General features: G+C 69.1%; 31 protein-coding genes. 26 read left to right on the plus strand and 5 right to left on the minus strand.

Features of this window, described 5'->3' with window-relative positions:
- Nucleotides 1-28 precede the first annotated feature (28 nt).
- The 20 genes from ABZV77_RS40515 to ABZV77_RS40610 all read left to right on the plus strand — a co-directional run bounded on the left by ABZV77_RS40515 (nt 29) and on the right by ABZV77_RS40610 (nt 16500).
- Nucleotides 29-610 (plus strand): WhiB family transcriptional regulator, encoded by a 582-nt coding sequence (locus ABZV77_RS40515; protein WP_356268028.1) that lies wholly within the window; start codon nt 29-31, stop codon nt 608-610.
- 62 nt (nt 611-672) lie between these two features.
- Nucleotides 673-1032 (plus strand): hypothetical protein, encoded by a 360-nt coding sequence (locus ABZV77_RS40520; RefSeq protein ID WP_356268030.1) that lies wholly within the window; start codon nt 673-675, stop codon nt 1030-1032.
- On the plus strand, nt 1032-1889 hold the full coding sequence (locus tag ABZV77_RS40525) for a hypothetical protein (protein ID WP_356268032.1): 858 nt from the start codon (nt 1032-1034) through the stop codon (nt 1887-1889). The genes ABZV77_RS40520 and ABZV77_RS40525 overlap by 1 nt, the downstream gene beginning before the upstream one ends.
- 2 nt (nt 1890-1891) lie before the next feature.
- Nucleotides 1892-2620 carry an ATP-binding protein gene (locus tag ABZV77_RS40530; RefSeq protein ID WP_356268034.1) on the plus strand — a complete coding sequence of 243 codons (729 nt, stop codon included), beginning with the start codon at nt 1892-1894 and terminating at the stop codon, nt 2618-2620.
- 41 nt (nt 2621-2661) lie between these two features.
- Nucleotides 2662-2970: a DUF4326 domain-containing protein gene (locus ABZV77_RS40535; RefSeq protein WP_356268145.1), complete on the plus strand. Its 309-nt coding sequence runs from the start codon at nt 2662-2664 to the stop codon at nt 2968-2970.
- Nucleotides 2967-3386 (plus strand): DUF6195 family protein, encoded by a 420-nt coding sequence (locus ABZV77_RS40540; protein ID WP_356268036.1) that lies wholly within the window; start codon nt 2967-2969, stop codon nt 3384-3386. The genes ABZV77_RS40535 and ABZV77_RS40540 overlap by 4 nt, the downstream gene beginning before the upstream one ends.
- Nucleotides 3386-4501 (plus strand): DUF2637 domain-containing protein, encoded by a 1116-nt coding sequence (locus tag ABZV77_RS40545; RefSeq protein ID WP_356268038.1) that lies wholly within the window; start codon nt 3386-3388, stop codon nt 4499-4501. The genes ABZV77_RS40540 and ABZV77_RS40545 overlap by 1 nt, the downstream gene beginning before the upstream one ends.
- Before the next feature lie 84 nt (nt 4502-4585).
- A complete protein-coding gene (locus tag ABZV77_RS40550) occupies nt 4586-5134 on the plus strand; it encodes a hypothetical protein (RefSeq protein WP_356268040.1) in 549 nt (182 codons plus the stop codon).
- A 481-nt stretch (nt 5135-5615) separates the two neighbouring features.
- Complete coding sequence (locus ABZV77_RS40555; protein ID WP_356268042.1) at nt 5616-6179, plus strand: hypothetical protein; 564 nt, start codon at nt 5616-5618, stop codon at nt 6177-6179.
- Between the two features lie 9 nt (nt 6180-6188).
- Nucleotides 6189-7163: a bifunctional lytic transglycosylase/C40 family peptidase gene (locus tag ABZV77_RS40560; RefSeq protein WP_356268044.1), complete on the plus strand. Its 975-nt coding sequence runs from the start codon at nt 6189-6191 to the stop codon at nt 7161-7163.
- A gap of 49 nt (nt 7164-7212) precedes the next feature.
- Nucleotides 7213-7551, plus strand: coding sequence for a hypothetical protein (locus ABZV77_RS40565; RefSeq protein ID WP_007447287.1), 339 nt, complete (start codon nt 7213-7215; stop codon nt 7549-7551).
- Nucleotides 7552-7554: 3 nt separating this feature from the next.
- Nucleotides 7555-8865: a hypothetical protein gene (locus ABZV77_RS40570; protein WP_356268046.1), complete on the plus strand. Its 1311-nt coding sequence runs from the start codon at nt 7555-7557 to the stop codon at nt 8863-8865.
- Nucleotides 8846-10489 carry a hypothetical protein gene (locus ABZV77_RS40575; protein WP_356268047.1) on the plus strand — a complete coding sequence of 548 codons (1644 nt, stop codon included), beginning with the start codon at nt 8846-8848 and terminating at the stop codon, nt 10487-10489. The genes ABZV77_RS40570 and ABZV77_RS40575 overlap by 20 nt, the downstream gene beginning before the upstream one ends.
- Nucleotides 10490-10495: 6 nt before the next feature.
- Entirely contained in the window at nt 10496-12022 is a 1527-nt protein-coding gene (locus ABZV77_RS40580) for an SCO6880 family protein (RefSeq protein WP_356268049.1), read from the plus strand.
- Nucleotides 12019-13449: an ATP/GTP-binding protein gene (locus ABZV77_RS40585; protein WP_356268051.1), complete on the plus strand. Its 1431-nt coding sequence runs from the start codon at nt 12019-12021 to the stop codon at nt 13447-13449. The genes ABZV77_RS40580 and ABZV77_RS40585 overlap by 4 nt, the downstream gene beginning before the upstream one ends.
- Nucleotides 13446-13829: a DUF6238 family protein gene (locus ABZV77_RS40590; RefSeq protein ID WP_356268053.1), complete on the plus strand. Its 384-nt coding sequence runs from the start codon at nt 13446-13448 to the stop codon at nt 13827-13829. Before ABZV77_RS40585 ends, ABZV77_RS40590 begins: the two co-directional genes overlap by 4 nt.
- Nucleotides 13829-14092 (plus strand): hypothetical protein, encoded by a 264-nt coding sequence (locus ABZV77_RS40595; RefSeq protein ID WP_356268055.1) that lies wholly within the window; start codon nt 13829-13831, stop codon nt 14090-14092. The genes ABZV77_RS40590 and ABZV77_RS40595 overlap by 1 nt, the downstream gene beginning before the upstream one ends.
- Nucleotides 14093-14132: 40 nt before the next feature.
- Nucleotides 14133-15581, plus strand: coding sequence for a TraM recognition domain-containing protein (locus ABZV77_RS40600; protein ID WP_356268057.1), 1449 nt, complete (start codon nt 14133-14135; stop codon nt 15579-15581).
- Nucleotides 15578-16081 carry a hypothetical protein gene (locus tag ABZV77_RS40605; RefSeq protein ID WP_356268059.1) on the plus strand — a complete coding sequence of 168 codons (504 nt, stop codon included), beginning with the start codon at nt 15578-15580 and terminating at the stop codon, nt 16079-16081. The genes ABZV77_RS40600 and ABZV77_RS40605 overlap by 4 nt, the downstream gene beginning before the upstream one ends.
- Nucleotides 16078-16500, plus strand: coding sequence for a hypothetical protein (locus ABZV77_RS40610; protein ID WP_356268061.1), 423 nt, complete (start codon nt 16078-16080; stop codon nt 16498-16500). The genes ABZV77_RS40605 and ABZV77_RS40610 overlap by 4 nt, the downstream gene beginning before the upstream one ends.
- 209 nt (nt 16501-16709) lie before the next feature.
- Here ABZV77_RS40610 and ABZV77_RS40615 read toward each other — a convergent pair whose 3' ends face one another.
- The 5 genes from ABZV77_RS40615 to ABZV77_RS40635 all read right to left on the minus strand — a co-directional run bounded on the left by ABZV77_RS40615 (nt 16710) and on the right by ABZV77_RS40635 (nt 21152).
- On the minus strand, nt 16710-17183 hold the full coding sequence (locus ABZV77_RS40615; RefSeq protein WP_356268063.1) for a TrmO family methyltransferase: 474 nt from the start codon (nt 17181-17183) through the stop codon (nt 16710-16712).
- Nucleotides 17184-17221: 38 nt separating this feature from the next.
- Nucleotides 17222-18640 carry a Tat pathway signal protein gene (locus ABZV77_RS40620; RefSeq protein ID WP_356268147.1) on the minus strand — a complete coding sequence of 473 codons (1419 nt, stop codon included), beginning with the start codon at nt 18638-18640 and terminating at the stop codon, nt 17222-17224.
- A 154-nt stretch (nt 18641-18794) separates the two neighbouring features.
- Nucleotides 18795-19352, minus strand: a complete 558-nt coding sequence (locus tag ABZV77_RS40625) for a GNAT family N-acetyltransferase (RefSeq protein WP_356268065.1) — start codon at nt 19350-19352, stop codon at nt 18795-18797.
- Entirely contained in the window at nt 19349-19903 is a 555-nt protein-coding gene (locus ABZV77_RS40630) for a GNAT family N-acetyltransferase (protein WP_356268067.1), read from the minus strand. Before ABZV77_RS40630 ends, ABZV77_RS40625 begins: the two co-directional genes overlap by 4 nt.
- Nucleotides 19896-21152 (minus strand): helix-turn-helix transcriptional regulator, encoded by a 1257-nt coding sequence (locus tag ABZV77_RS40635; protein WP_356268069.1) that lies wholly within the window; start codon nt 21150-21152, stop codon nt 19896-19898. Before ABZV77_RS40635 ends, ABZV77_RS40630 begins: the two co-directional genes overlap by 8 nt.
- A 387-nt stretch (nt 21153-21539) precedes the next feature.
- Between ABZV77_RS40635 and ABZV77_RS40640 the strand changes: the two genes are divergently transcribed.
- From ABZV77_RS40640 to ABZV77_RS40665, 6 genes are all read left to right on the plus strand, one after another.
- Nucleotides 21540-22187 carry a hypothetical protein gene (locus ABZV77_RS40640; RefSeq protein WP_356268071.1) on the plus strand — a complete coding sequence of 216 codons (648 nt, stop codon included), beginning with the start codon at nt 21540-21542 and terminating at the stop codon, nt 22185-22187.
- Nucleotides 22184-22666, plus strand: a complete 483-nt coding sequence (locus tag ABZV77_RS40645; RefSeq protein ID WP_356268073.1) for an ATP-binding protein — start codon at nt 22184-22186, stop codon at nt 22664-22666. The genes ABZV77_RS40640 and ABZV77_RS40645 overlap by 4 nt, the downstream gene beginning before the upstream one ends.
- Nucleotides 22666-23139 (plus strand): DUF6415 family natural product biosynthesis protein, encoded by a 474-nt coding sequence (locus ABZV77_RS40650; RefSeq protein ID WP_356268075.1) that lies wholly within the window; start codon nt 22666-22668, stop codon nt 23137-23139. The genes ABZV77_RS40645 and ABZV77_RS40650 overlap by 1 nt, the downstream gene beginning before the upstream one ends.
- Before the next feature lie 313 nt (nt 23140-23452).
- Nucleotides 23453-23911 carry a helix-turn-helix transcriptional regulator gene (locus ABZV77_RS40655; RefSeq protein ID WP_356268077.1) on the plus strand — a complete coding sequence of 153 codons (459 nt, stop codon included), beginning with the start codon at nt 23453-23455 and terminating at the stop codon, nt 23909-23911.
- Nucleotides 23912-24260: 349 nt separating this feature from the next.
- Nucleotides 24261-25487 carry a methyltransferase, FxLD system gene (gene fxlM / locus ABZV77_RS40660; protein WP_356268079.1) on the plus strand — a complete coding sequence of 409 codons (1227 nt, stop codon included), beginning with the start codon at nt 24261-24263 and terminating at the stop codon, nt 25485-25487.
- 53 nt (nt 25488-25540) lie between these two features.
- The gene (locus ABZV77_RS40665; RefSeq protein WP_356268081.1) at nt 25541-25735 is read left to right on the plus strand and encodes an FxLD family lanthipeptide; all 195 of its coding nucleotides are present in this window, start codon (nt 25541-25543) and stop codon (nt 25733-25735) included.
- The last annotated feature ends 19 nt before the right edge of the window (nt 25736-25754 follow it).

Below are 25754 nucleotides of genomic sequence, written 5' to 3' on the forward strand. Positions count from 1 at the left end.
GCGGCGCTGCGAACATCGCGAGATATCAATGAGCACTGACATATATGGCCTCATCGAGGCTGCGCATCAGGGAAATTGGCTGCCTCTCATAGAGGAGTCTAAGAAGGCTCCGGGGAAACACTGGGCCGAATCCGCTCGGTGCACGAACCAGGACATCGACATGTTCGTGCCTCTCGCAGACGGACCACGAGAGGACCCCGACGTGGTGAAAACCAAGCTGGGAATCTCTCTCAACCGTCCGCGTAATCTCTGCGGGTCATGCCCGGTGGCCGTCGCTGCCCGATGCCTGGTGGAATCCCTTAAGGATGACGACGAGTACGGAATCCGGGGCGGGCTTTTGGCCTCCGAGCGCGCAGAGTTGCGGCGCGCGTGGCAGGACCGGGACACCGAGAAAGCCGTAGAAGGCGCGCTTCGGGGATGCACCGCCCCCCTGACCAAGCCTGCCAGGGACACCGTGATCGCCCGCTTCGCCACCGATCCCACCTTGGACGCCGCCGCCGTCGCGCGCGGGCTCGGAGTGACGCACAAGTATCTGTTGAAGCTCGCACGTCGCTACCGAAAGTCGCAGGCCGGACAGGGCGCTCCCTCGCTCCGAGTCGTCGCCGCCTGAGAACGCTCCCGAAGAAACGATCCTTCCGCACGGCGGACCCTGCGTCCACGGGAGTTCTCCCCATGCTTCAGAAATACCCCTCCGGAATTCGGCCCACGGATATGTGTGCCGCGATCCGCGAGATTGCACCTACGGCCGCGCTCGTGCGGGTTTACCCCCGGCGTCGGTCTGTTACCCACCTCTTCGAATCGGACTTCTACCGTATGCTCATCGACCGCAGGACCGAAGAAGAAGTGGCCCGCGTGATCAGGCGCGGATTCGGAAAGCTCGCAGACTGGCGCCTTGCCCACGATTTCTACCTTCCGACGGCAACGCTGTACCTCACTCCGGAGCCGCACCAGAATGGCTACATCCCGGAGGACGACAATTCTTTCGGGCTTGCCCGCCACCGTCGAATAGCGATAGCTGGCGGTGAGCGCTGATGAGCGACAGAGTCACCGAACTGATCTGGTCGCAATCAGAATCGCGCCGGGGCTCGCGTCTCGTCATGCTGGCGCTGGCCCGTGAGGCGGACGACAACGGCAAGGCCACGCTGACCCTGGACGACATAGCCGGAATCACCCGTCTGACGCCGCGTTCGATCACGAAGTGCCTGGGGGAGCTGGCAAACCTCGGGGAACTCCGCCACGAGCGGGGAGGCGGAGCCTCCAACCCCAACACGTACTCGATACTGCTGCGCCCTTCGGGCGACCGTACCGGTTCAGAGAAGGAACTTCCCACTCTCGCCCCTGAAGGCCCGGGGGAGGGTACTAAGTTCCAGGAAGTTGTTTCCCAGAACTCCCCCCCAGCGGCCGGAAGTGGGAAGTTTCAGCGCACAGATTCGGAAGTTTCTTCCTCGCGCGTACGTGGTGGTAATACTCCCTACGGGAGTATTACCACCACCAAAGAGCAAGCTAGCTTGCTGGGACCGCGCCGAGAGAACTCAACCGACAAGCAGGACTCGGTGAAGGTTCCCGACGGAGCGAAGGACCTGGTAACAGCCATCACCGGAGCTGGAATGCTCGTCGGCTGGCGGCTCACCGAATCCGAATGGGACCGGGTAACAGCTCTCGCAGCGCGCTGGGGAAATGAACGTCTGGTCGAGATGGTGGCGCGTCGGTGGAACGCCGACCGGCCGCCACAGTCCGCCCGCTATCTGCTGCGCATCTGGGCGGATCTCCCGTCGCACGCTTCCGCCGCAGCCTCCCAAGGAAACGTCGTGCCGCTGCGCCGACAGCCCGCGGGCTGGATTCCCTTTCAGAACACTGCCGCCCCCAGCGCCTACCAGAACGGATTTTGATCATGGCTGAGCCGGAACGCGCGGGCAGCGCCAGGTCAATGCGCGCCATGGAACGAATACTCGCTGCAAAGGGACTTCAGGTCGTGCCGGACTCCGACCCTGCCGATGAGAAACCGGAAGAAAACCCCGGAGACCTCGAATGGCACAGCCGGGCTCGGGCCGACTACGCCCTGACCCGCTGGCGGCGCGCGACCCCTCCCCGGTTCCGTGACGCGGAGGCCACGCTGCCGGAGGTCGTCCAGTGGGCCGACCGTGCCCTTGCGGACAACGCCGCCGCAGGTGCTCTGCTCCTCACCGGCCTCACGGGCACGGGCAAGACGCACCAGGCGTACGGGGCCCTGCGAAGGATTGCGGCCGGCGCACCGGACCGCTTCGAGCTGATCGCCGTGAACTCGGCGGACATGTACGGCAACCTGCGGCCTTCACAGGTCATGGGGGCCTCGGAACACGAGCTGCAACGGCTCAGCCGGGTCCAGTACCTGTTCCTCGATGACCTCGGAACGGCGAAGACGTCGGAATGGACCGAGGAGGTGACGTACCGGCTGATCAACTACAGGTACAACCACTGCCTGCCGACGATCATCACGTCCAACCTTCCGGCTCGCGACGAGAACGGGCCGGACCTGAGCGACTTCGTCGGGGCGCGCGTGGCGAGCCGCCTGGCGGAGATGGTCACGACCCTCGTGCCGATGATCGGCGCCGACCGGCGTCGTGGCGGGAGGGCGGCCTGATACCCGTCCGCCTTCGCGGAGCCTCCCGCGATGCCGCCGCACTGTCCACAGCCTGTGCATACGTCGGCCCGCGTAGCCAGTACGCGAACCCCTTCACGGCCGGAGCGCGCTCGCCGCTCGGTCCCCCGATGGACGGTGCGGAAGCAGTCGATCTCTTCGCCACCACGCTCCGGGGCCCGGTCGGCCGCCACTACGCCGCTCGCTTCGCCCGAGCGCTGCACGGGCTCGACCTGATGTGCACATGCGCTCTTGACGCTCCGTGCCACGCGGACGTCCTTCTCCGTCTCGCCAACGAGTCCGGCGACGGAACCGCACTTCGCACCACCGATCTCCTGGAAGGCCCCCGATGAGCCACCCGATCATGTTCGCTGCGGCCAAGCACCTCACCACCGCGGAGGAGAGGCGCAAGACCGCTCGGGAGGCGGCGTTCCGCACCTGGGGTCCACGGTCGATCACGGCCGCCTCGAAGTACGCCCGCACCCTCCTGGGGGACGCCGCAGTCACGCTCGAATGGGAGGTGCTGGGCCTGCTGAGCTTTGAAGAGCACCTGCAAGCCGTCGCCTCGCTCGACACGACCGGCGGCCAGCACCTGGAGCTCTACTACACCGACCAAGGCGGTACCGAACGGATCTCGCTGCGGGTCTCGTGCGTGAGCTGCCCGAGTCAGCACGTGCACCAGGTGACGTCTCTGGAGCAGTTCGGACAGCTCCTCTCACAGACCCCGGCCTGGTCGGACATCGCGCCCCGCGAAGGGGGCAACCTCTGATGTCGCACACGCACATAGACACGGCGGCGGGAACCGAACGGCAGGGCTACAACCTGCGCGGCATGACGGCCTGGGACCGCAGCGCGATCATTCTGCTCGGCGCGGCCGGCTTCGCCTTCTCGTACGACGCACTGCGTCAGATCGCCCTCGCCATCCACGCCAGGGAGACGCTGAGCTTCTTGTTCCCAGTGTTCATCGACGGGTTCATTGCCTACGGAGTGCGGGCCATCGTTCTCCTGCGTCACGAGCGGTTCGCCGCACGGTTCTACGCGTGGGTTCTGTTCCTCTCGGCGACCGGGGCGAGTCTCGGCGCGAACGCTCTGCACGCGATCACGCTGAACGGCTCACCAGAGGCCGGACGGTCCGCGCTGCACCTGACGGACGGCGTCGTGGGGGTCCTGTCGATGCTCGCGCCGCTCGCGCTGGCGGGATCGGTCCACCTCTACATCCTGATGGCGCGGACGGCTGAGCGGGCGGTCCCGGACGGGACGGAGACCGGTCCCGGACCGGTCCGGGAGGCGACTCCGACGCTTGAACGCGTCGCGGTCGAGCCGGGGCCTCGCCCGCTGGAATCTCCCGTGCAGACGGCACCCCGACCGCTGCCAGGCAGTCCGTCCGCACCGGCAGGACCCCCCGCACCCACCGTTGACCTGCGGAAAGTCGCGGCTCGGCCCGAGGGCCCTGCGGGCTCGGCCGGTGCGGCGTTCTCCCCGTCCGCGGAGGCGGACGGCGGGGAGACGGACGGCGGGACTGCGGACGGACCGGGCCCCGACTCGCCGGGCCAGGGGCCGACCACCGGTCCTTCGTCGGCAGTCGATCCGTCCGCTCCGGCGGCGGTCCGCGACGCTGCGGACGGGGAAGAGCCGTCCGTCCCGGACGGCCCGGAGGGCTCGCAGGACCGGGAGGCGGACGACGATTGGCTGACGGAGCTGCTGCCCATCGCACAGGCCGCCTGCGACCGGGCCGGACGGATCAGTCGTGAGGTTGTCGGCGACGCCGTCCGCAAGCGCCAGGCGATCAGCAACGACCGCCTTGGGGTGCTGCTGACCCGGCTGAAGGAAGCGGACGCCGAGGGGGCCAAGACACCCGCCGCTGCCTCCAGTGCCCTGTGGTGATTGCATCTCATGACGGGCCCGGGACCTGGGCGGCTCGCGCCGCGCAGGCCCCGGCCCGGCCCGCTTGATTAGGAAGGAACGACGATGTGGTCTCGCCGACGCGACCGGGCGGAGGACACCGTCCGCGCCGATGCCGCACAGTCAGCGTCCGCGCTCGCGCAGCACCTCCACGACGGAGGCGGTCTTGTGCCCGTCCAGGTGAGCGGCCTTGCCCTTGCGGCCGGTGAGGTCGCCTTCGCCGACGTGCCGTGTGCCGCCGCCCGCTTCTACGGAACGGACGTCGACTACCCGACCTCGAACGGGTACTTCGAGCACCACCCGACCTTCGGCCGGCGGTGGGTGAGCAACCGCCGCCTCGACGCCCGTCGGCGCCAGGAAGCGGAGGACGCCGCCCTTCCCCAGTGGCGCGATCACACCGCGGCCCGCGTGGTGCTCACCTCGGCCGGGGTGCGGCTCCTGCCGCGAGGCGCCCGCGAGTGGATGCCGTTCGACCACGCCCTCCTGACCGGCGTCACCGCCGAACCGGCCACCGTCTTGCTCTCGTACAGCGCGTGCGCGCCCCTGCTCCTGTCCGGGCCCGCCGCGCCGTGGCTCGGCGTAGCGATCGAGCACCTGCGCCACGGGTCCGCATAGGGCTCAAATCCTCCCTCGGGACGAAAGCCGGAACTTAATTCCAGGAATTAAGTTCCGGCTTTTTTCGTGATTCGAGTTGTCCGCGAACCCCTGCAAGGATTCAGGCACGGCCAACGCCACAAGGCACTTTCCGGCCGTAGAGGTCACTCATGATCTCGCCCGAATCACGGAAGGGGCTGATGGCCTTGATATGAGTAACGCGCCCGACAGCTCAACCGTCTCGCCAATGCGAAACGCGATTGAACCCTCCCGCAATTGAAACAGGCAGATAGAGCTAGACGCTCCGGCCTGCTTTGCGATTGCCCCGGCCTTCGCCGGTAAAGCCCGCAGGGAGAATCCCCCTTCCTCCTGCGAAGGAGTGGTGCGGCCCTCCGCCCCCGCAGGGCCGCACCGCTCGCTCTTCCGAAATCCCATGCACCAAGGTTGTGGTCCCCGCATGCCTCGATCCACCCGTTTCATACCTATATCAGCCGCAATAGGAGTGGCTGGTTCTCTGGTCTTCCTGTCGACCGGCTGCTCCAGCGCGGCCAACGACACCTCCGCGGCCCCGACTGCGTCGGCACAGCCGCGATCCGTCTCGGCGGGCGTCCCCGGCACCGCGACGCCGCACAGCGGCGCTACCGCATCCGCCTCAACTGCCGCTCTCCCGAACGACGTCGAGAGGACCGCGCGGGCCTTCGCCGTGGCCTACGCGGAGCACGACGCCCGCGACGGTGCAGACCACTCGTACGCGGATGCCGGCGCTCGGGCCGCCCGGCTCGCCTCGGGGGAACTCGCGGGCGTGCTTGCCCAGAAGCGTCCGGGTCAGGATGCCGCCTGGGCCGCCCTGCGGGCCGAGAAGGCTCGCCAGTCGGCCAAGGTCACGGCGGCCGTGGTTCCGGACGGCGCTCCCGCGGTGACGGCCTCCTCCGCTCTCGTCCGCGTGAGCTACACCCTCACGATCACCCCCAAGTCCGGGCACCCGCGCAGCAGTAGCGAACAGCTCGCGCTCCGCCTGGAGCACACCTCCGAGGGCTGGCGGGTCACCGCCTTGCCCTGGGCGTGACGGGCCGCGATGAACAAGACGCAAGCGGGCCTGGGGCTCGTCACGGCCGGGCTCATCACCGGTGTCGCCATGCTGACCACGTTCGGAGGGGCTGACAGCGCCTCCGCGCAGGAGGCCGGTCCGGGTGGCGGCATCACGACGGACGCCCCCGTACCGGGCTGGGTCCGTGAGCTGATCAATAAGCACGCGGGCGAGTGCCCGCAGGTAACAGCCTCGCTCCTGGCGGCTCAGCTCTACACGGAGAGCCATTTCAACTCGGGCGCGACCTCGCCCGTCGGCGCCCTCGGTATCGCTCAGTTCATGCCGGGGACCTGGGCCGAGCACGGCAAGGACGGCGACGGCGACGGGGTCAAGGACGTCCGCAACCCCGCGGACGCCATCGCCGCTCAGGCGGCCTACGACTGCACCTTGGCCGCCGAGGTCAAGAAGGTGCCGGGCGACTCGACGGACAACATGTTGGCCGCGTACAACGCGGGCGGCGGTGCGGTGATCAAGTACGGCGGCATCCCGCCGTATCCCGAGACCCGCGACTACGTCCGCAACATCCGCTCGCTGGCCTCGAAGTGGGCCGACGCCGTCCGTCCGGACGCTCCGGCCGGCAAGGGCGCCGCCCGCGCGATCACGGCCGCGAAGACCGCCCTGGGGACTTGGTACCAGTGGGGCGGCAGCTGCGTCATGCCGTACAAGGGCATGGGCGGCTGCGACTGCTCCTCACTCACCAAGATGGCCTGGTCAGCGGCGGGCGTGAACCTGCCGCGCACCACGTACGACCAGGTCCACGCAGGAACCGCCGTCAAGGCCGTCTCCCAACTCGCGCCGGGCGACCTGCTGTTCTCCGTCCCCGGCTCCGCCGGACCTGAGCACGTCGGCATGTACATCGGCGGTGGCCAGGTCATCGACGCCCCGCACACCGGCGCTCAGGTGCGGATCAAGCCGCTCAGCTACTGGAAACCGCAGATCATCGCGATGCGGCACGTCGGCTAATCACGCCAAAACATCCCAAACCATTCCTTACAGCACCAAGGGGCTGACAATGCACAACCTCCTTTCTGCCGCTGCCGATCCCTCCCTGCACACGACCCTCGCCGCCGGTGCCGATGTCGTCAGCGGTGTGAAGCCGGACTGGGGCCCGTTCGGCAAGCTCGGCGGGACGGCGAAGGTGATCCTCGGCGTCATCGCGGCCGTCGTCCTCGTCGTCGGCGCCGGTGCCTTCCTCGCCGGTGTCGGCAAGTCGAAGGGCTGGTTCGGTGAGGGCCACTCCACGATGGACAGCTCGCGCGGCAAGGGGATGATGGTCGGCGGTCTGACCTGCGTCTTTCTCGTGGCCAGCTTCGGCACCATCTTCGCCATCACGTACGGCATGGGTGTGTGACCTATGGCTCCCCGATCCCGGAGGAACGTTTCCTCCTCGAAGACCAGCGGAGCACGCCGCCCGTCGGCGAAGCTCTGGGGCATCGCGGCCGCCGGTGCTGCGGTGGTCACCGCGGCCGGGGTGGTCGTCAGCATGGCGACCGGCACCCCTCCGGCTGCGGCCCCCTCCGCGTCCGCACCTGCACACTCGGCTCCTCAGCAGAGCGGCGAAGGTGTGCGCGAGCTGCGCGGCGTGCCCGTCGGCTACCCGCACACCCGCTCCGGCGCGAAGGCGGCGGCAGCCAACTACACAACTGTTGCCGGAAGTTCGCGCTTCCTCACGGACAAGGAAGCCCGGCACGCGGCGGTAGCCGTCATGGCGGCCAAGGGCACGGCCGAAGCGGCGGTGAAGAAGGCCGACCACGCGGCCGGTGACGCGGCCGGCTCGCTGCGGGGGGACACCTCCAAGTTCTCCGCCAAGAAGGCGGTCGCCCGTACCGGCGTCCTCTCCGCTCACGTGCTCAGCTCGGATGCCCACGGCGCGATGGTGCGGTTGTGGACGACTACCGTGCGCGGCAGCGCGGCCGGGCACGCGACGCCGAAGGCGGGTTTCCAGTCGGTGACGGTCACGCTCACCTGGGAGTCGAACGACTGGAAGCTGAAGGACAGTTCGACCTCTTCGGGGCTGGTCGCCCCGATCGACTCACGGCAAGCGTCCAACGTGCCGGGCGACTTCTCGCACTACGTTGCCGCCGCTGCAGAAAGCCCCGTGCTCAGCGGCGCCGAGGACCAGACCGGATTCCCGGCCCCCTACGGACACGATGAGCGCGGCGCGCGCGCCGCCGCCGTCAGCGCCACCATGCTCTACGGCGACCCGCGGTTCTTCACCGATGAGGACTGGCGGCACCGGATGCTGACGGCCACCGCCGCGTCGAGCGTGCTGCACTCGGTCACCTCGGACAGCGACTCGACGGCTCGATTGGTCACGGAGAACAGGGGGGTCGGCCAGGACGGCACGACTGCCGACGGCAGCGAACTGATCACGCGAACTGCGGCGCTCGCCACCCGCTCGATCTCCTACTCCGACCAGGCCGCGAGCATCGAGCTGTGGACGGCGTCGGTGGGCGGCGTCGCCGGGAAGGACGAGACGCAGCGTCCGCAGGTCGCCTTCCTGCGGATGACCGTGGATCTGGTCTGGGAGCACGGCACCTGGAAGACGACGGCCGTCACCCCCTCCGAACCGCTCGTACCGTCACCGCCGGCCATGCAGGAAGCGGACTCCGCCGAGTCGTTCGCGGACGTGGGGGGTGCCAGCAATGCGCCTGCGACTGCGTGATGACGCCCCCGGCCTGCTGACCGTCGAACGGGGAACGCCGGGCCGCTGGCGCCGCCGCCTCCAGGCGGTGGCGATGGTCAACATCGTTATCGGGTTCGTGTTCGTGCCCTCGGCGGTCGCGAATCCCTTCTGCTACATCCCGATGGTGTGCGAGGCGAAAGCTGCCATCGACTTCGTCAAGGACCCGTTGGGGTTCCTGCTCCAGAAGCTCACCGAGGCCAACATCTGGTTCCTGCGCAAGATGCTGGAATTGATCCAGAACACCACGAAGATCGACCTCACGAGCAGCGGCTTCCTGAAGCAGTACGCGATCATCTTCGCGGCCTCCAGCCTGCTCACCGTGGCCCTGTGGCTGATCGCCGTGGCCAAGAGGGCGGTGCGCGGAGTCGCCGTGACCACGGCGGTCTCCGAGGCGATCGGTTTCCTGCTCCTCCAGTTCGTGGTCAACGCCATGACGCCGGGTGCGATCGCACTGCTCATGAAGGCGATTGACGAGGTCACGGCCATCTTCGAGCCGTACGCGACCTCGAACTTCAAGCCGTTCCTGGAGAACATCCTCAAGGTCATGGCCTCGAACCCCAGCGAGGGCGTGGGGCAGCTGCTGGTCGTCAACCTGATCATGATGTGCGGCGCGCTGCTGATGTGGATCGAGCTTCTGATCCGCAGCGCGGCCATCTACGTGGCCGTCGCGCTCGGGCCCATCGTCAACGCGGGCCTGGTCGACCGCGACCTGTGGAACAAGAGCAAGAAGTGGTTCGGCGCCATCTTCGCCATCGGCCTGAGCAAGCCAGTGCTTTTCGCCCTGCTCGGCCTCGGCGGCGCGATCCTCAGCGACACCTCGGGAAGCATGTCGGATACGGTCTCCAAGACCCTGGTCGGCGCGCTGATCCTCCTGCTCGCCGTCTTCGCGTCCGCCACCCTCTACAAGTGGGTTCCCGCGTTCGGGGACGAGATGGCCAGCCTCCACCACGACCGGAAGAACGCCCAGTCCTCCGGCCCGGCCGCCGCGATCGACGGTCCCGGCCAGCACGCCAACCGGGCGATGGGCGCACGGGTGCAGGACTCCTTGGTCGGTGGCTCCAAGTCCGCCGGTGCCAAGACCGCGGGAGCCAAGAGCGCTGGCGCGAAGATGGGCGGCGGCACGGCAGTGGCCGGACCGGTCGCGGCCGGGGCCGCCGTCGCCAAGGCCGGTATGGACGTGGCGAAGAACAAGGCCACCACTTCCCCGGGCGCGCAGGGCACCGACGCCGCTGGCGGCGGCAAGCCCGAGCAGTCCGAAGGACAGCAGGGCGGCGACACCGCCGGTACGTCCGGTGCACCGGCCGCTGCACGTCCGCAAGGAGCGACCTCCGACCCGGTCGTCAGCTCGCCTGCGGACCGGTCCTCGGCCGGTGGCGACGCCTCGGCCGGACGCCCGCCGAGTGCCAACAGCACCCCGAGCACCGTTCGGCCGCCCTCGCCGCCGGCACCCGGTCCGGGCACTTCGGGCCCGACGCCGCCCGCCTCTCCCTCCTCCGCATCAGGAACCACCTCGGGCTCCGGGCCCTCCGTCACGCCCCCGCCGCCGTCGCGGCCCTCGGGCGGACAGGCACCCGGACGACCGAACCCCAGCAAGGATCAGTGACACCTCATGTCGACTCGTACGTATCAGTTCGGAAAGCACCGCCCCACGGGATTGGTGGGCCGCCGCGACCTCGGCGAACAGGTCGTCCTCGGCAGCGGAGCCGTCACCGGCATCCTGTTCGGCTACCTCTTCAACGGCGTCACGGCCGTCGCTGCGACATGCCTGGTCCTGCCGATCCTGCTCGCCCTGGTCATCGTGTACGCCCCGTACCGGCCCAAGGGCACGTCCCAGCGGCGCACGCTGTACCGCTGGTGGCGGATCAACCGGTACCACCGCAAGGCTCTCCGCCGCACGGGCGGCGTGTGGGTGTCCCCGGCTGTCGAGGCCGGCGTGCGCGCGAATGGCACGCCGCCGGACGCGGCCCTCGTGGAGCCGGAGGGCGTCACGGGCATGACGTGGGTGCCGGTCACGGTCCGCGGGCAGCAGGCCGTCGTGGTCCTCCAGCCGGAGGCCGGTTGCGTCACGGCCACGCTGGAGATCGCCTCGCCCGGCCTCGGCGGCAAGGAGGTCGGTGAGCAGGTCGTCGCCCTGGAGCGCTGGGGCGAACTCCTCGACGCGTTCGGCAACGTCGAAGAGCACCCGGTGAAGCGGATTCAGGTCCTCGCCCGGCAGATGAAGAGCGATCCCTACGCACACCAGCGGTTCATCGCGCAGCGCGACGAGTCGGCCGCGACGGCGGACGCGCCACAGTGGCTGAAGGACTCCTATGACGTGCTCGCAGACGCCGTGTCGACCAGCGCGGAGGAGCACCGCTACTACATCACCATCCACGCCCGGTTCACCCGCGATCTGGCCGCCGAGGGTGCCGCCCGCGGAACCGGTGACGAGGGGATCGCCGCCGCGATGGCCGCTTACCTCGATGAGCTGTGGTCCCGCGCGGAGGACGCCGACCTCTCCGTGATCGCTCCGTTGGACGCGGGCAGGATGACGGCGTTCATCCGGAACTCCTACGACCCGGACCATGCCATCTGGGACACCGACCTTCGGCAGGCGCACGCCTTCCCCCGCAACGTCGACGTCCGCGACGGCGCCCACCTCTCCACCCGCGCGGCGGGCTCCACCGAGAGCTGGTACCACGCCACGGCCGCCGTCGTCGGATGGCCCACCACCCCCGTCGGCCCCGACTTCCTCTCGCCCCTGCTGATCGGGATGCCCGACGTCATCCGCACCATCTCGATCACGCAGCAGCTCGAACCCAACGACAAGGCCGTGGAACGGATGCTCGCGGAGGACACGAACAACCAGGCCGAGATGGATCGCGACCGAAAGCGCGGCAAGAACATCGACCCGCGCGACCAGATCGCCGCCACCGCCACCGGATCACGCGGCATGACCCTGGCGTCCTCCGGCGCGGCCGGCTCCGCCGTCGTCGGCTACATCACCATCTCCTCGCGCAGCGCCGAAGAGCTGGAACGCACCAAGCGCACCACCGCCTCCCGCGCCCGCAACGCACACCTGCGGATCGAATGGCTCGACCTCGAACACGCCCGCGCCTTCGCCACGACCCTTCCCCTCGCCGGAGGCATCAAGTGACGGACCTCCTCGCCCCGCTGTCGCCGATGCACGAGACGGTGCGCCGTCCCCTCTACACCGAGACGACCACCAGCCAGGCCCTGTACCTGCCCATCGCCCCGCCCACCCTCGGCACGGCGGGCGCGATCATCGGCCGCGAGCTGTACAGCGGCAAGGCGTTCATCTACTGCCCCTTCTCGGCCTTCGGGGACGGCCTGCCCGGCGGCAACATGATCGTCATGGGCGATACCGGCCGGGGAAAGTCGGCCCTGACCAAGACCTACGCCGCCCGGCAGATCCGCCTCGGCCGTCAGGTCGTCGTCCTGGACACCAAGGAGCAGAAGGAGCGCGAGGAAGGCGAGTGGGCCGCACTCGGTCGCTCGCTGACCGGCAAGGCCCCCGTGAAGTTCGCCCCCGGCGGCGGCCGGGATGCCTCATGCATCAACCCGATGGACCCCGCCATCGCGGGCAAGCGGCAAGTCGAGCTGGTGCGCACGATCGTGGAACTCGGCCTGGGCAAGACCCTGGACGAGTTCGCCGGCTCCGCGCTCCGCATCGCGATCCGCCGGGCCCATCAGCGGGCCGGAGACCTCGGCCGGACCCCGGTCCTGGCCGACGTCGCCGCCGCGCTGCGCTCCCCGGAGGCATCCGACGCGACGGCCAAACAGCGTACGCGGGACGAACTGCTGGGTGACGGGCTGGAGGCGTCCTATGTCCTGGATCGCCTCTGCGGCAGTGAGCAGGACGCGACCGGCGACCTGACCGGGATGCTCGACGGCCCGACCAGCCTCGGCGTGGACCTCGACGCCGACATGATCGTCTTCGACCTGACCAAGGTCCCGTCCGGCGGCGTCGCCATGACCATCCTGGTCGCCGTCATCAGCGTGTTCCTCGAAGAGGTCTGGCTTCGGCCGCTGTGCGAGTGCGGCACGGAGCCGGGAGCCCACGACCGGATCGTGGTCGACGCGAACAGCGGGGCCTGGGAGCTGGGGCCGAACCGCAACACCGGCTGCCGCCGGTACACCCAGCGCAAGCGGATCTTGGTCTGCGAGGAGGCGTGGCACATCCTCGGAACGCCCCAACTCGCCTCGCTGCTGGAGAAGTTCCTCAAGTTCGCGCGGGGATACGGCCTGTCCTGCATCTTCATCGTCCATCACCTCTCCGACATCGACGACAGCCCGGAGACCCAAGCGGCGCTGAAGATGGCCGACACCATCGTGATCTACAGCCAGAAGAAGGCCGAAGCGGAAGCGACGGTGGCCCGACTGGGCCTGCCGTCCTGGACGGCCGAACACATCATGCGCCTGCGCCGCGGGATCGCGCTGTGGAAGGTCGGCGAAGTGATCTATCCCGGCGTCCAACACCTTTTGGTCGCAGCAGAGCAGCACCTGTGCTTCTCCTCCGGCTCGATGACCGACCTGACCAGCACCTCCCCGGACACCGAATGAGCGGCAACAGCCACCTCGCCACCGCCCCCGTCACCGCAAATTCGGAACGAGCCCTCTCCATGACCGTCACCACCGACCACTCAACGACCCGTGCCGATGACCGCACGGCGCGGCAGGACATCGACCAGCTGCACGCCGAAGCTCTCGACCTCGCCCGGCGCACGAAGGAACTGGCCCTCGTCCTGGACCACGGCGACTACTCCGCCGCCGGCGGGCGCGTGCGTTCGGCCATCGCCCACATCTGGCGGGCCGCTGAGGACCTGCACGGCGCCTTCCACACCGCGCCTCCGCGCTGTGCCGGGCCCGACGCATCGGTGTCGCGGCTGTGCGGCCGGCGGATGCGCTACCTGGCGGCCCGCGTCGCCCGGAGGGCCGAGTAGTGGACCTCATGCCCGGCGGCATCTCGCTCGCCCTGTACGCCGTGACGGCGGTGCTCGCCCTGGCCCTGGTGACGCTCTGGTTCCTGCTCAACCGCGGACGGCGCAACGCCGGATTCGCGAGCAAGGGACAGCTCAAGCGCCAGATGTCGGCCAAGGCAGTCCTGAAGGCCACCGAGATCAGGCCCTCCCTCACCAGCGACGACGGCCACAGCAGCCGCACAGCCGGGGTGAGCTTCGCGAAGAAGCGCTCCGCAGCCCGCTGACCCTCCCCTCCTCGTCGCCCACCTCGCTCCGGAGTACGTCATGCACCACCCCCTCGATCCTCACGATTTCGGCTACTCGCTGGGCGTCTCGCAGCGTCCCAAGGGGGTCGATCTCTGGTCCCGCGCCGACAAGGCGTGCCGGGTCATCGGCCCGATGGGCAGCGGAAAGACGTTGCGCTTCTTCGCCCCGCTGGTCCGTCGTTGGGCCGGTCCGGTCCTGGCCACCTCGACTAAGCCCGATCTGGTCGAACTGACCCTCGACGCCCGGCAGCGGGAGGGCCGCCCGGTCGCGGTCTTCGACCCGCAGAACATCGCGCCGAGCCTCCCGCGCTTCCGGTGGACGCCGATCAACGGCGCGGCCGACACGGAGGTGGCGATGATGCGGGGGAAGGCGTTCGTCGCGGGCTCGCGCACCCCCAACAGCGCGGCGCAGTCGAGTGAAGGCAGTGCCTTCTACAAGGGGCAGGCGTCCAAGATCCTCGCCGCCTTCTTCCACGCCGCCGCCCTCGACGGCGCGTCCCTCGAATGGGTGCTGCGGTGGGCCCGCAAGCTGACCGACCCGGCACCCCTCGGCATCCTCGATGCGCACCCCGGCGCCGGTCCCGGCTGGGCGGACATGCTCCGCACGGCGACCTCCGGTGACAGCCGCACCGTGGGCAATACGGCCTCGACGCTGGACGCGGCTCTCGAACCGTTCATGCACCAGTCGGTGATCAACGCCCTCCAGGGAGACGGCGAGGAGCCCACGGACTTCGGTTCGTTCCTCGACGCCGGCGGCACCCTCTACCTCCTCGGGAAAGACTCGGAGGTCAACTCCGTCGCGCCGCTCACCACCGCGATCGCTGAAGACCTTCTGGACCTTGCGGAGGCGCACGCCCTCGCCTCCCCGGCCGGGCGGCTCGACCCCGCTCTCCTCGCGGCCCTGGACGAGGCGCCGAACATCGCGCCCATTCCCAGCCTCCGCCAACGAGTGGCCGACGGCCGGGGCCGTGGAATCACGGTCGTCTACGGCCTCCAGGCGTGGGCGTCCGCCCGTGCCCGCTTCGGCGAGGACACCGCCAAGGAGCTGGCGGCCTTCACCAACAACGTCATCGTCCTGCCCGGGGACAAGGACCCCGACTTCCTCAAGGACATGTCCGACCTGTGTGGTCAGGTCGAGCGGGAGCGCACGACCAAGACCACCTCCGGCGGGGACCGCGGCGGCCATTCCACGGCCACCCACATGGCGCTCGAACCCGTCCTTCGAGGGGACGAGATCCGGGGCCTGCCCGAGGGCCACGCCCTGGTCCTCGCGGACAACCTCCCGCCCATCGTCACCCGGCTCGACGGTATGTGGACCTGGGAGTCCTGGCCCGAGATCGAGGGACACGTACAGGGCCTGCGGAGTGCCAACGAGGCCGAGCGGAACCGGCGCGCCACCGAGAAGAGGAAGCAGGCCAAGGCACACGCGGCGGCGTGGGCCGGCCGTGAAGGAGCTGCTGCCGCATGACCGAGACCCTGAAGCACTTCGAGCCGTTCCCCGAGCCGCCCGCGCTGATCCTGGAGTACATCGCCGAGCGGAGCACCGACGAGTCCGTGGCCGCCGACGGTCCCGCCCCGTGGGACCTCGGTGCCCTGTCCGCCGAGCTGATCGCGCCGATGCCCGCCTGGCTCGACTCCGTATGCCGCTGGCTGAACCGGACGTACGCCTGGCAGCCGCAGGACGTCATCCCGCCCTGCTGGGCGAAGCACGAGGGCCTGACGTACGAGATCGCGGCCCTGGCCTTCGCCAGGGCGGACGCGTACGCGGAGGCGGGCTCGTCCGTGATCTGGCACGAGCAGTACGACCGCTTCCTCACCCGCATGAACAAGGCGCTGGGCAAAGCGGGCGACGAATGCCGAGTCGGCAAGCACGACGACCGTCCTGCCCGATTCCAGCTCGCGGCCTGGCCCACGGCCAAGAGCGAAGAGACGGGAACTGCCGGACGGGTCAAGGAGATGGCCGGATGATGACGAACCCGAACATGGTCTTCTCGACCGACCCGCGCCACGGACTTGTGGCACGAAGCGGCTGGGAGCAAGAGGAGGCCCGGACCGTGCTGCGTGATCTCGGATGGGAGTGGGCCGAGGAGCTGCACGCCCTCGTCCCACCGGACGACGTGCCGGAGGTCGACGCAGGACTTCAGGCGGTGTCGGAACTGCACCTGCACGGCCACCGGACCGGTTACGCCGTGGGGCCGTACGGCACGATGCGGTTGACCCTGGATCGCGCGGAGCAGGTGTTCACGAAGGCCGTCGCACGGGAGTCTGGTGACGCCGTCACCACTGGCACGAAGAATGATCAGCTTTGCCCGCGGCCTGCATACGGCGGCGTGACCGCTGTAGAGGGACCGGCTGAAGTCGTCGAGCCTGAGTCCCCAATGATCTAGACCGGCCTACAGCCGGGGCCGACCGGTCTTTCGAGAAGCCCTAGAAGTTCCTCGAATGCTGGCGGCGCCCTCGGGCATCAGCGCGGCAAGGCCGTGTCGAGATGCCGCCAGCTCCCCTGGGAGCGGATCTACCGTTTGCTGGCGGACGTCTCCAGCCGGAGGCGGACGACGGCTCTGCGCCGACTACTCCCGAGTCCCGCGCGCCGCACTCAGCCACCTTCAGCCCAATAGTCGGCCAGCATCTCTGAAGGCCAAGCCGGCTCCCGGACGACGCCACGGGGCCCCATGGTGGTGAAGAACGGCGACACGTCGTAGACCTTCGTGCCCACGACCGCGTCAAAGTCCACGACGTGCAGGCTGAGGCCGTGAACCCGCAGCAGGCGCGGAAAGCTCTGCGCAAGCTGGTTCGGACGGCGATGGTTGCGGTGCGCGAAGGTGCCGGTCGCCGGCCACTGCGTGTTTCCCCGCGGACTGCGCGCGTGGTACTCGACGTCGTCGGTTGATGCCTGATCGAAGTGCCACACGACGACCAGGTGGGAGAACTCCTCCAGCCCCTGGACCGAGTCGGCGGGGAACTCCTTCTCGTCGAGTTGGATCACCGACTCGATGCCGCCCCAGTAGTCATCGGCCACCTCTACACGGCCTGCGACTACTTCCCCGATCGGGTTGATCTGCAAGGCCATACCGTGCCCCCCTGGACTCGTCGTCTCGCCTTCCGGGCTCAATCTACTTGGGCCAAGTACGCGGCAGCGCGGGCGTCGAGTTGGCGCAGCGCGGGAATACCGCGTCGACGGTACGGCGACATGAGCCGACGCATGTCAACGACGGTCTGCCGCGCTCGGCCGGAGTAGATGCCGTCCTCCATGGAGTCCAGGACATTGCTCCACGTAGAGCATGCCTCCTCCACCCCGCCCTGAGCGATCTGCACCGCGCCGAGATAACCGAGGGTGACGGCGTGGGTCCGTCGGAAAGCGCTGCCGCGGGTTCGAACCGAGCGCCGAAACTCCTTCACCGCTTGCTGGGCGTCGCCGAGGTCTCGGAGCGTGCAGGCCGTCTCGTGGGCAAGTGACGCCTCACCGAAGAAGAAGGTCCTGTCCGGTTCCACGATCCCGTCGTGGGCATTCGCAAGGTCGTCCTCGGCGCGGAGCAGGGCTCGTGAAGCCGCGCTTCGCTGGTGGTTCGCTGCGAGGGTCCGGGCGTGCACGACGCCGAGGAGCGCTCTCTCGCGCGGGGTGGCGTCCGTGTACCGGGCTCCGCGAATGGAGGCATCGGAGATGCGGAGGGCGTCAGCTCGAAAGCCCAGGTCGAGGGCTTGGTGTGCCATCGCGCGCAAGATGTGACCGCTCAGGGGGGCGTCACCGGCGCGGGCGGCGAGCTTGACGGCGGTGTTGAAGCGAGAGAGGGCGACGGCGTGCTCACTGTTGTCAAAGGCCATCCAGCCGCTGACGTAGGCGAGTTCGGCGGAGGCAGCGAGCATGGCGCGTCGAGTGATGTCGTCGATGAACTGGCCGCGGAGGAAGGTGCGCACCTCGTGCCCCAGGTACTGATCCACCGCGCGCCGGCCGTGACCGCCCCCTCGGCGCTGATCCATGCGGGAGAAGGCGACGGTCAACTCCTTCACGGTCTCGACGTCGCCACGACCAACGCGTTTCCCTGTGGTGAGCGTCGCGGCGGGAGTGCGCGCCGTGCTGTCCCACCAGGGCTCATCCGGAAGCGCGAGGGCTGCCGCGGAGAAAACGCCGTTCGCCAGGAATCGGCGCCGTTCCGAATCCACGCTTCTCCCCAGGTCGCTCAGCGCAGTCAGAGGATCGGCGGACCAGTCGAGCGCCCCCTGCGCCGATGGGGTCTCCTCGGTGAACCCCGCCTCCTGAGGAGTGATTTCACGTCTCAGGCGGCGGGTGAATGCCTGGCACAAGATACTCGGCGCGACCCCCTGCGGCTTGGTTCCGCCCACCCACATGCTCACATGCGAGCGCCCGATCTGGGAGTTCTCCGCGATCGATCCGCTCATGGTCTCCGCGGCGACGCGGTTGTACGCGGCGGCTGCCTCTGCCCGCGACCAGCGCGCTTCCAGGAGCAGCGCTACTAAGTGCTCGTTCCTCTCGCGCGGCATCCCCGCCCCCAAACGATCTTTGATCACGTTGACCAACTCGCCCCCGGAGGCTCCTCCGAAGCGAGCGGACCCACAACCTAGTTCTCAACTCGCTTTCGTACAGCAGCCTTCGGCCGCAATCACCCCGTCGAGCGCGAGCCTCGGGGTGGCTGACGTCACGGCAAGGCCCCCTGACCGCTGGTCAGTCGGTGGACCGGATCATGACCGTGAGACGGGGTGAGGCGGGCGACGGCTGACTGAACCCGATGTCCTCATATCCCCAGCTCCGGTACAAAGCATGGACCTTGCCATCGCCAACGGCCTTGTTGACCATGAGAGTCACATAGGGTTCGGGACGTCCTGCGAGTAGGGCGTCGTGCATACGGCGCGCGATGCCCGTGCCGCGCCAGTCGGGGCGGACGCCGACCTCCTTCAGCGCCAAGGCCGGGCCCGCGGTGTACGCCTCATCGGGCGCGGGGCTCGTGCGCTGCCAGTAGCGGTCACCGTCCTCGATCTTGTTGCCGTAGGCGTAGCCCACGGGATGCTCCTCCTCGTAGGCGAGAACCGCCTCGAAGCCGGGTTCAGAGCCGTGCCGATCCAGCCGCTCCCCGAACGAGGAGATCGCGTAGTTGGGCAGGTGCAGGAGCGGGGCGCGCACCTCGGCGTAGACGTCGAGCAGATCACCCCGCGCGGTGTCGAGGTCGGTGAACGCGCGGAGTTCCAGGGCGCTCGACGGTCCCGTGAGCTGTAGTCCGGTCATTCGGCGGCGTGAACGCTGCTGCGGTCGCTGCGAAGGTCGCGGACCATGACCGCGTACACCGGAGAGTCGGCAAAGGGCTGTTGCTCGCCGGTCTTCGCGTAGCCCCAGCTCTCGTACAGGCTCTGCACCTTCGGATGGGTCACGTCGACCAAGAGCACGGCAAGGTCCTCGTCGCGACCGTGCAGGAGCGCTTCGTGCAGTTGATCGGCTATCCCCTGCTTGCGCCACTGCGGGCGCACCATCACTTCCGAGACGGCGTACGTCGCGGTGTAGCCGTTGTTCGGCGTGAAGGAGGTCGAGCGCCACCATTCGCGCCCCGGCGGAAGGGGCGCGCCGTAGGCGAAGCCGGCGGGCTCCTGGCCGTCAAAGGCGACGACACCGTTGAAGCCGTCCATGGCGGACCAGTGATCGACGAACCATGGGAACCGCTGGTTGAACTCGTTGTCCATGGCGTCCGCGTACGAATCAGCGTGTACGTCGATGAGCATCTGCTTGAAGTCCTGGGGAAGACTTCCGTGCTTGTAGTGGCGCAGATCGATCAGGTCAGGCACCTTGACTCCATTCGTCTCGCATACGGTCGGCCCAGTCGCGTGCATACGTCGTGGTCGGCGCAAGCCGCAGCAGGTCTCGGTGGAAGTCCCCGATCAAGGTGCGCATACGCCCGGGGAGGGGAGCCCCGTTCATGATCTGGAAGATGGTGGTGGCCGTTCCCGTGGCCTGTTCGGGCTCGCCTTGCCGAAGCTGCGCGAGGGCGAGTTGGCACGTCGCCAACGCCCGGTTGCGCTGGAAGTCAGGCGGGATCGCGGCGAGGGCCCGGTGTGCCATCGCCTCGGCCTCGGCGGACTCGCCGCTGTGGTTGAGGATGATGGCCGCGAGGTGGTTCAGTTCGGCTGGCCCATAGAAGGCTGTCCAGCGGGGGCGGTCAACATCGGGGGCCTTGCTGAAGGTGTTCTGCGCCGCATCCAGGGCTCGTTGGGCAGCTTGCGGGTCACCCAGGGAGGAGTGGGCAAGCGCGAGTCGGACCCGTCCCATGGAGTTGAAGAAGGCGTCCGTCCGCGCGGCCTTCGACGCCGAGGCGGCCTGGGCGGCTGCCAGCTGCTCGGGCCAGTTGCGGCGCTGGTAGGCGAGCATCGCCACGTTGATCCAGACGCGCATCCCCGTCGCGGCGTCCTGGGACAGCCCGGCGAAGGTGGTGGACTCGTGAAGGTGGTGCTGCGCGGTGTCCAGGTCGCGTAGGTCGATACAGGCCCAGGCGGCGATCGTGGTGTACTCGGCGGCGAGGCCGTAGAGCGCGCGACGGACGCTTTCGCTGGCGTTGCGCTGCTGTAGTTCGAGGATCTTGGCGCGACCTCCGATGGCGGTGGCTGCGAGGCCGCGATGCCCGCCTAGCCGATCGTCCGCCTCGACGAGTTTGTTCATGCCGGCCGAAGCTCGCTGGACGTCCGTCATCCCGACGGAGCGACGCTGCCTGCCGATGGGTACTGCCGTTGCCACCGCTGTTCCTGTGGTGGCAGCGATGAAGTCACGACGCCGCAACGGGTCCTCCGGAGCCTTCATGGTGCTGGGGGCGCTGAACCCCAGGTCCGCCACCGGGCAGCCGAACACACGCTCAAGTGCCGCGCAAGTTCGCCCGATCGGACGCCGAGTGGCTCCGCTCAGTAGATTCCGGATCGTGCGTGACGACATGTCTCCAGGGCGCCCGGTGATCTCTAACAACGCTTGGTTGCAGAGATCCGCTAACTCGTCCTGTGTCACTCCCAGTTCGCCCATGCGTTCCTGAAGGATGGCGTTCGCTCCCATGTGCCGAAAGTAGTGCCGCCGTCACGAGGCTGCCCACGAAGTAGGTCACGGCCAAGCAAAGTCTTCCGGATGCCCGCAGCGTCAACGCGGCGAACTTTTCCTGTTGTTCGGTCACCTACCGTCGTTGACTGAACATCAAGCGTCACGGCCCGTTGGCTGGGAGCCGGACGCGAACGCCCCCCTTGGTGATCTTTGACCACCTTGACCACCTTGAGGGCGATAACCCCATACCGATCGCAGCAGTCAGGCGGTTCGCTCATCTAGGACGGCTACTCGACGAGCGGGAGCACCCATGAACGCCTCTATCGGCACTTCGAGCGCTGCACCGCTCGCACCCTCGGTCGGCCGCCTGCACGGCCGTAACGCCGTCGTCGAGCGGAGGCAGGCGTGACCGCCCTTCCCCTGGCCGCGAGGCTGACCGAATACCTCGACCGAGCCGCGCACGTCTACGGACACCCGCTGCACATCCCGCGGCAGGCGGACGGCATGCAGCTTCCGGGGACGGCACCGAGCCCGGCTCAGGTCCGTCCGCGTACCTCACCGGCCTGGATGGACGCAGAGGCTCGGGCTGCCGCCCGGTGGCGCTCGGGCCGCACGCCGGCGATCCGCGCCGACCAGCTCACGGGACTGGGACACATCCGCCGCGAGGTCATGAGCCAGCGTCTCCAGCAGCTCGACGCGCACGGCCGCGTTCCCCGCGTGTGCCTGTACGGCGTCGGCATGAACCGGGAGCTGTCGACGGGGCGCGTGTCCCTCGATGCGGCCTTCGAGTACGCCGGGTCCCAGGGGTGGCGGGTCCGTACGGAGCACGCCGTCGCGGACCTGCTGCACCACACCGCCCCGGCCCAACGCCCCTGGTGGCGGTGGGTTCTCCGCCAGGTCCGCGCCGGCCACGCGGACGGCGTCGTGGTCCTGGCTTACGAGCACATCAGCCCGCACCTCGACGAGTACGAGCAACAGCTCGACCTCATGGCCGAGAGCGGCGGCTTCGTCGCACTGGTCTCGGCGGAGAACTCGACGGGAGGCCAGCGATGACGACCATGGCTCACCTGCTTCGCCCGGTTGACGACGCCTGCCCCGGCGACCTGGGAGGCCCGTTCATGCGGCACGCCGACGCTGCGCCTGCTGGCGTAACGCGCGCATTCGTCGTCGCGATGGAGCCGGACCTCACCCGCGCGGCCCAGGCTCGGCGGATCACCAGCGCTCACCTGCGTCTGTGGGGCCTGCCCAGCGCCGTACGTGACAACGCACTGCTCATCGTCTCGGAGCTGGTCACCAACGCGGTCGTGCACGGTAGGGGTGACGTGTGCTTGCAGGTCAAGGGCAGTCACGACCGGTTGTTCGTCGAGGTTGTCGACGAGAGCACCACTTCCGCCCGCAGGCGCGTCGCCGCCTTGGAGGACGACGGCGGCCGGGGCCTGTTCCTCGTGGACGCCCTCAGCGAGGTGTGGGGGGTGAGCGAGGACGGCCGCACGACCTGGTCCGTCATCGACGCTTCGGCCGGGAGGGCGTGATGATCCCCGCGACCTCCCTCTCCAGGCGCACTCCGTCATTGGACCGCGACGTCGAGCGGGCTCGGCCCGGCGATCGGGAAGTTCTGGAGCGGCTGGTGGCCGGGCTGCGGCGATCGGCGACGATCGACCTGGTCGCGCTGGCCCACCTTGACGACGACGTCGAAGCCGCGCTCGGCGAGCGCGCGCCGTCCGCCGAGAGGGTCATCCCGCTGTGCCTCCGCCTGCGCAGCGCGGTCGCGCAGCTCGTGGACCTCGTGATGCAGGAGACGAGCCAGCGGCCGACGGGTGCGGTCGCAGATGCGGTCCTCCGCGCCTGCGAGGTGCTGGCGGAGTCGCTGCCGGCCGGAGAGGACGACGGTCTCGGGCATCTGCGCCGTGTCGCCTTGGCCGGTCAGGGCATTCTCGACCAGGAGGTGATCGCCGACGAGGTCCTGGACCTCGCGGCCACCCATACGGCAGGTGACGGGTGGTGAGGCTTCACCTCGCGCCCTTGGCGCACGACGACGCGGCCACCGTCCCCCTCTCCGGCGTCGGGCCGCGCCCCCTGGCCGTGCGCGGGGAGGGCGCAGATCCGCGCCCCACAACCGGATCACTCACCCGCGGGGAGTGGGCCGGTGCCGGGCGAAGTCCCTGCCGGGCCTTCCTCGCCGTGGCGACGTTGACGCGCCTGAGCCGAGCGCGGCGTCGGCACAGGCCGATTCCGCCCATGGCTTGTCTGGTCGAGGCCGAGATCGACCGGTTCAACCTCCTGTGCCACCTGGCCAGTAACCGTGAAGGGGCACAGCCGTGACCGTCTCCTCGTACGCCCTTGCACCCCGTGAGCGGCAGATCCTTGCGGGTCTGGCCGACGGTGACACCCTCGTCGAGGTCGCGGCCCGGCTCCAGATCAGCTACGGCACCGCCCAGACGTACCGGCGGCACGCCAAGGCGAAGTTGCACGGGGTCAGCGAGTCGACCGCCGCCCTGGCCGTGGCCTACGCGAACGAAGCCATCGCGGCGCCGGAGCAGCTGGACCCGGAAGCGATCGTCGTTCCGCCCGAACAGCGTGACCTCATCGCCCTCCTGGCCCGAGGGTTCACACCCTCGCAGATGGCCACCGAGCTGCGCCGGCCGATCTCCGTGGTCCGCGCAGACGGGCGGTCGTTGCTCGTGACCCTGCGGGCTAAGAACAACTGCCAGGCGATCAAGAGGGCCTGGCAGTACGGGCTTCTGACCCGGGACGAGGTGATGGCGTGGCTGCCGTGACCCCAGGCGTCCCCCCGGCGACGTCGCCGCATAGAGCCGGGGCCTCCGCCGGCGATCGGCCCGCGGGCAGTGCCCGTGACCCGAGTCGAACGGAGGAGGCGGCGCGATCGAGCGCCCCGGCTGCGATCCGTGGGGGAAACGCAGCCGGCCCACCGACGCCCGCCCGCCCTCGGCGGCGGACGGGTGCAGGACCCGGTGCCCGAGCCTGAAGGAAGGCCCGGGGCCGGAGGACGCGGGTGGGGAGAGGCCACCCCCTGAACCTCTCCCCACAGCGCGCACCGCTAGGAATGCTCGGCGCGGGACGCAGACCACGCGGACCCGCGCACCGACAGGAAGTAAGGAACCCTCCGTGACCGACGAGACGACCGTGGACCCCGACGAGGCCACCACCCTGCGCCACCAGACCATCGAGCTGCTGCGGGAAGAGGGGTGGATCTCCTCCCCGGCCGTCGAGGCGGCCATGAAGCGGGTGCCCCGCGACCGGTTCACCCCGCCGGGCACGCCTCTGGAGGAGGTGTACGACCCGTACTCGGCCGTGATCACCAAGATCGACGCGTTCGGGGTCCACAGCAGCAGCGTCTCCGCCCCGCAGATCCAGGCGATCCAGCTCGAACAGGCCGAGGCCGAGCCGGGCATGACGGTGCTGGAGATCGGCTCCGGTGGCCTCAACGCCGCCTATCTCGCCGAACTCGTCGGGCCGTCGGGGTCGGTGACCACCGTGGACATCGACCCCGAGGTCACCGAGCGCGCCGCCCGTCTCCTCGCCGAGAACGGCTTCGACGACGTCCGCGTGGTCACCGCGGACGCCGCCCAGCCGATCCCGGACCTCGGTGACGTCGACGTCGTCCTCGTCACCGTCGGGGCCTGGGACATCCCGCCCGCCTGGACCGACCAGCTCACGCCGGGCGGCCGTCTCGTCGTCCCGCTGCGCATGCGCGGCCTGACCCGCTCCGTCGCCTTCACCCGCGTCGGCGGTCACCTGGAGTCGGACTCCACGCGGGTCTGCGGCTTCGTGCCCATGCAGGGGACGAGCCACCACGACGAACAGCTCCTGCTCGTCGCCGGCACCCAGGAGATCGCCCTCCGGTTCGACGACGGCCTGCCCGCCGACCCCGGCCGACTCGACAACGCCATCACCACCCCGCGCCACGAGCTGTGGACGGGAGTCGTCATCCCGCTGCGGGAACTCCTCGACACCCTCCAGATGCACCTGGCGATCAGCCTGCCGGGCTTCTGCACCATGGCCGTCGACACAGACCTCGACACGGGCCGGGTGGCGCCGGTGAAGCCGACGTACTCCCTCGCGGCCGTCGAGGACGACACCTTCGCCTATCTCGTCACCCGGCGCACCGACGACATGCACTACGAGTACGGCGTCCACGCCCTCGGTCCGCAGGCGGAGAAGTTCGCGGCGAAGATCGCCGACGTCCTGCGTGACTGGGAGGCGCACCGCCGCGGCGGCCCCAGCCCCGTCATCCGGGTCTACCCGGCCGGCACCCCCGATGACCAGATCCCCGCGGACCGGGTCATCGACAAGGTCCACCGCCGGGTCTCGCTCTCCTGGCCCGTCGCGTAACGCGACGGCAGGCCAGGCCCCATCAGGCACCACCCCCAACAAGGAGGACCGACATGAGCCCCACCGCACTGCTCGACGCGCCCCCGACCGCCACCGGTCTGGAGGACGACTTCGCGCCGCTCGACGTCACGGTGGTCGTCGCCGCCCACCCCATCGGCAAGCTGATGTGCTCCACGAGCGACGGCTGCGGCAACACCTGCGCCGGCTCGGCCTCGTCGTGCGGCAGCTTCATCGAGGACCCGGCCTGACCTGACCCGCACCGGGTCG

It is taken from the genome of Streptomyces sp. NPDC004732 (genome assembly GCF_040609235.1).
Taxonomy (GTDB): domain Bacteria; phylum Actinomycetota; class Actinomycetes; order Streptomycetales; family Streptomycetaceae; genus Streptomyces.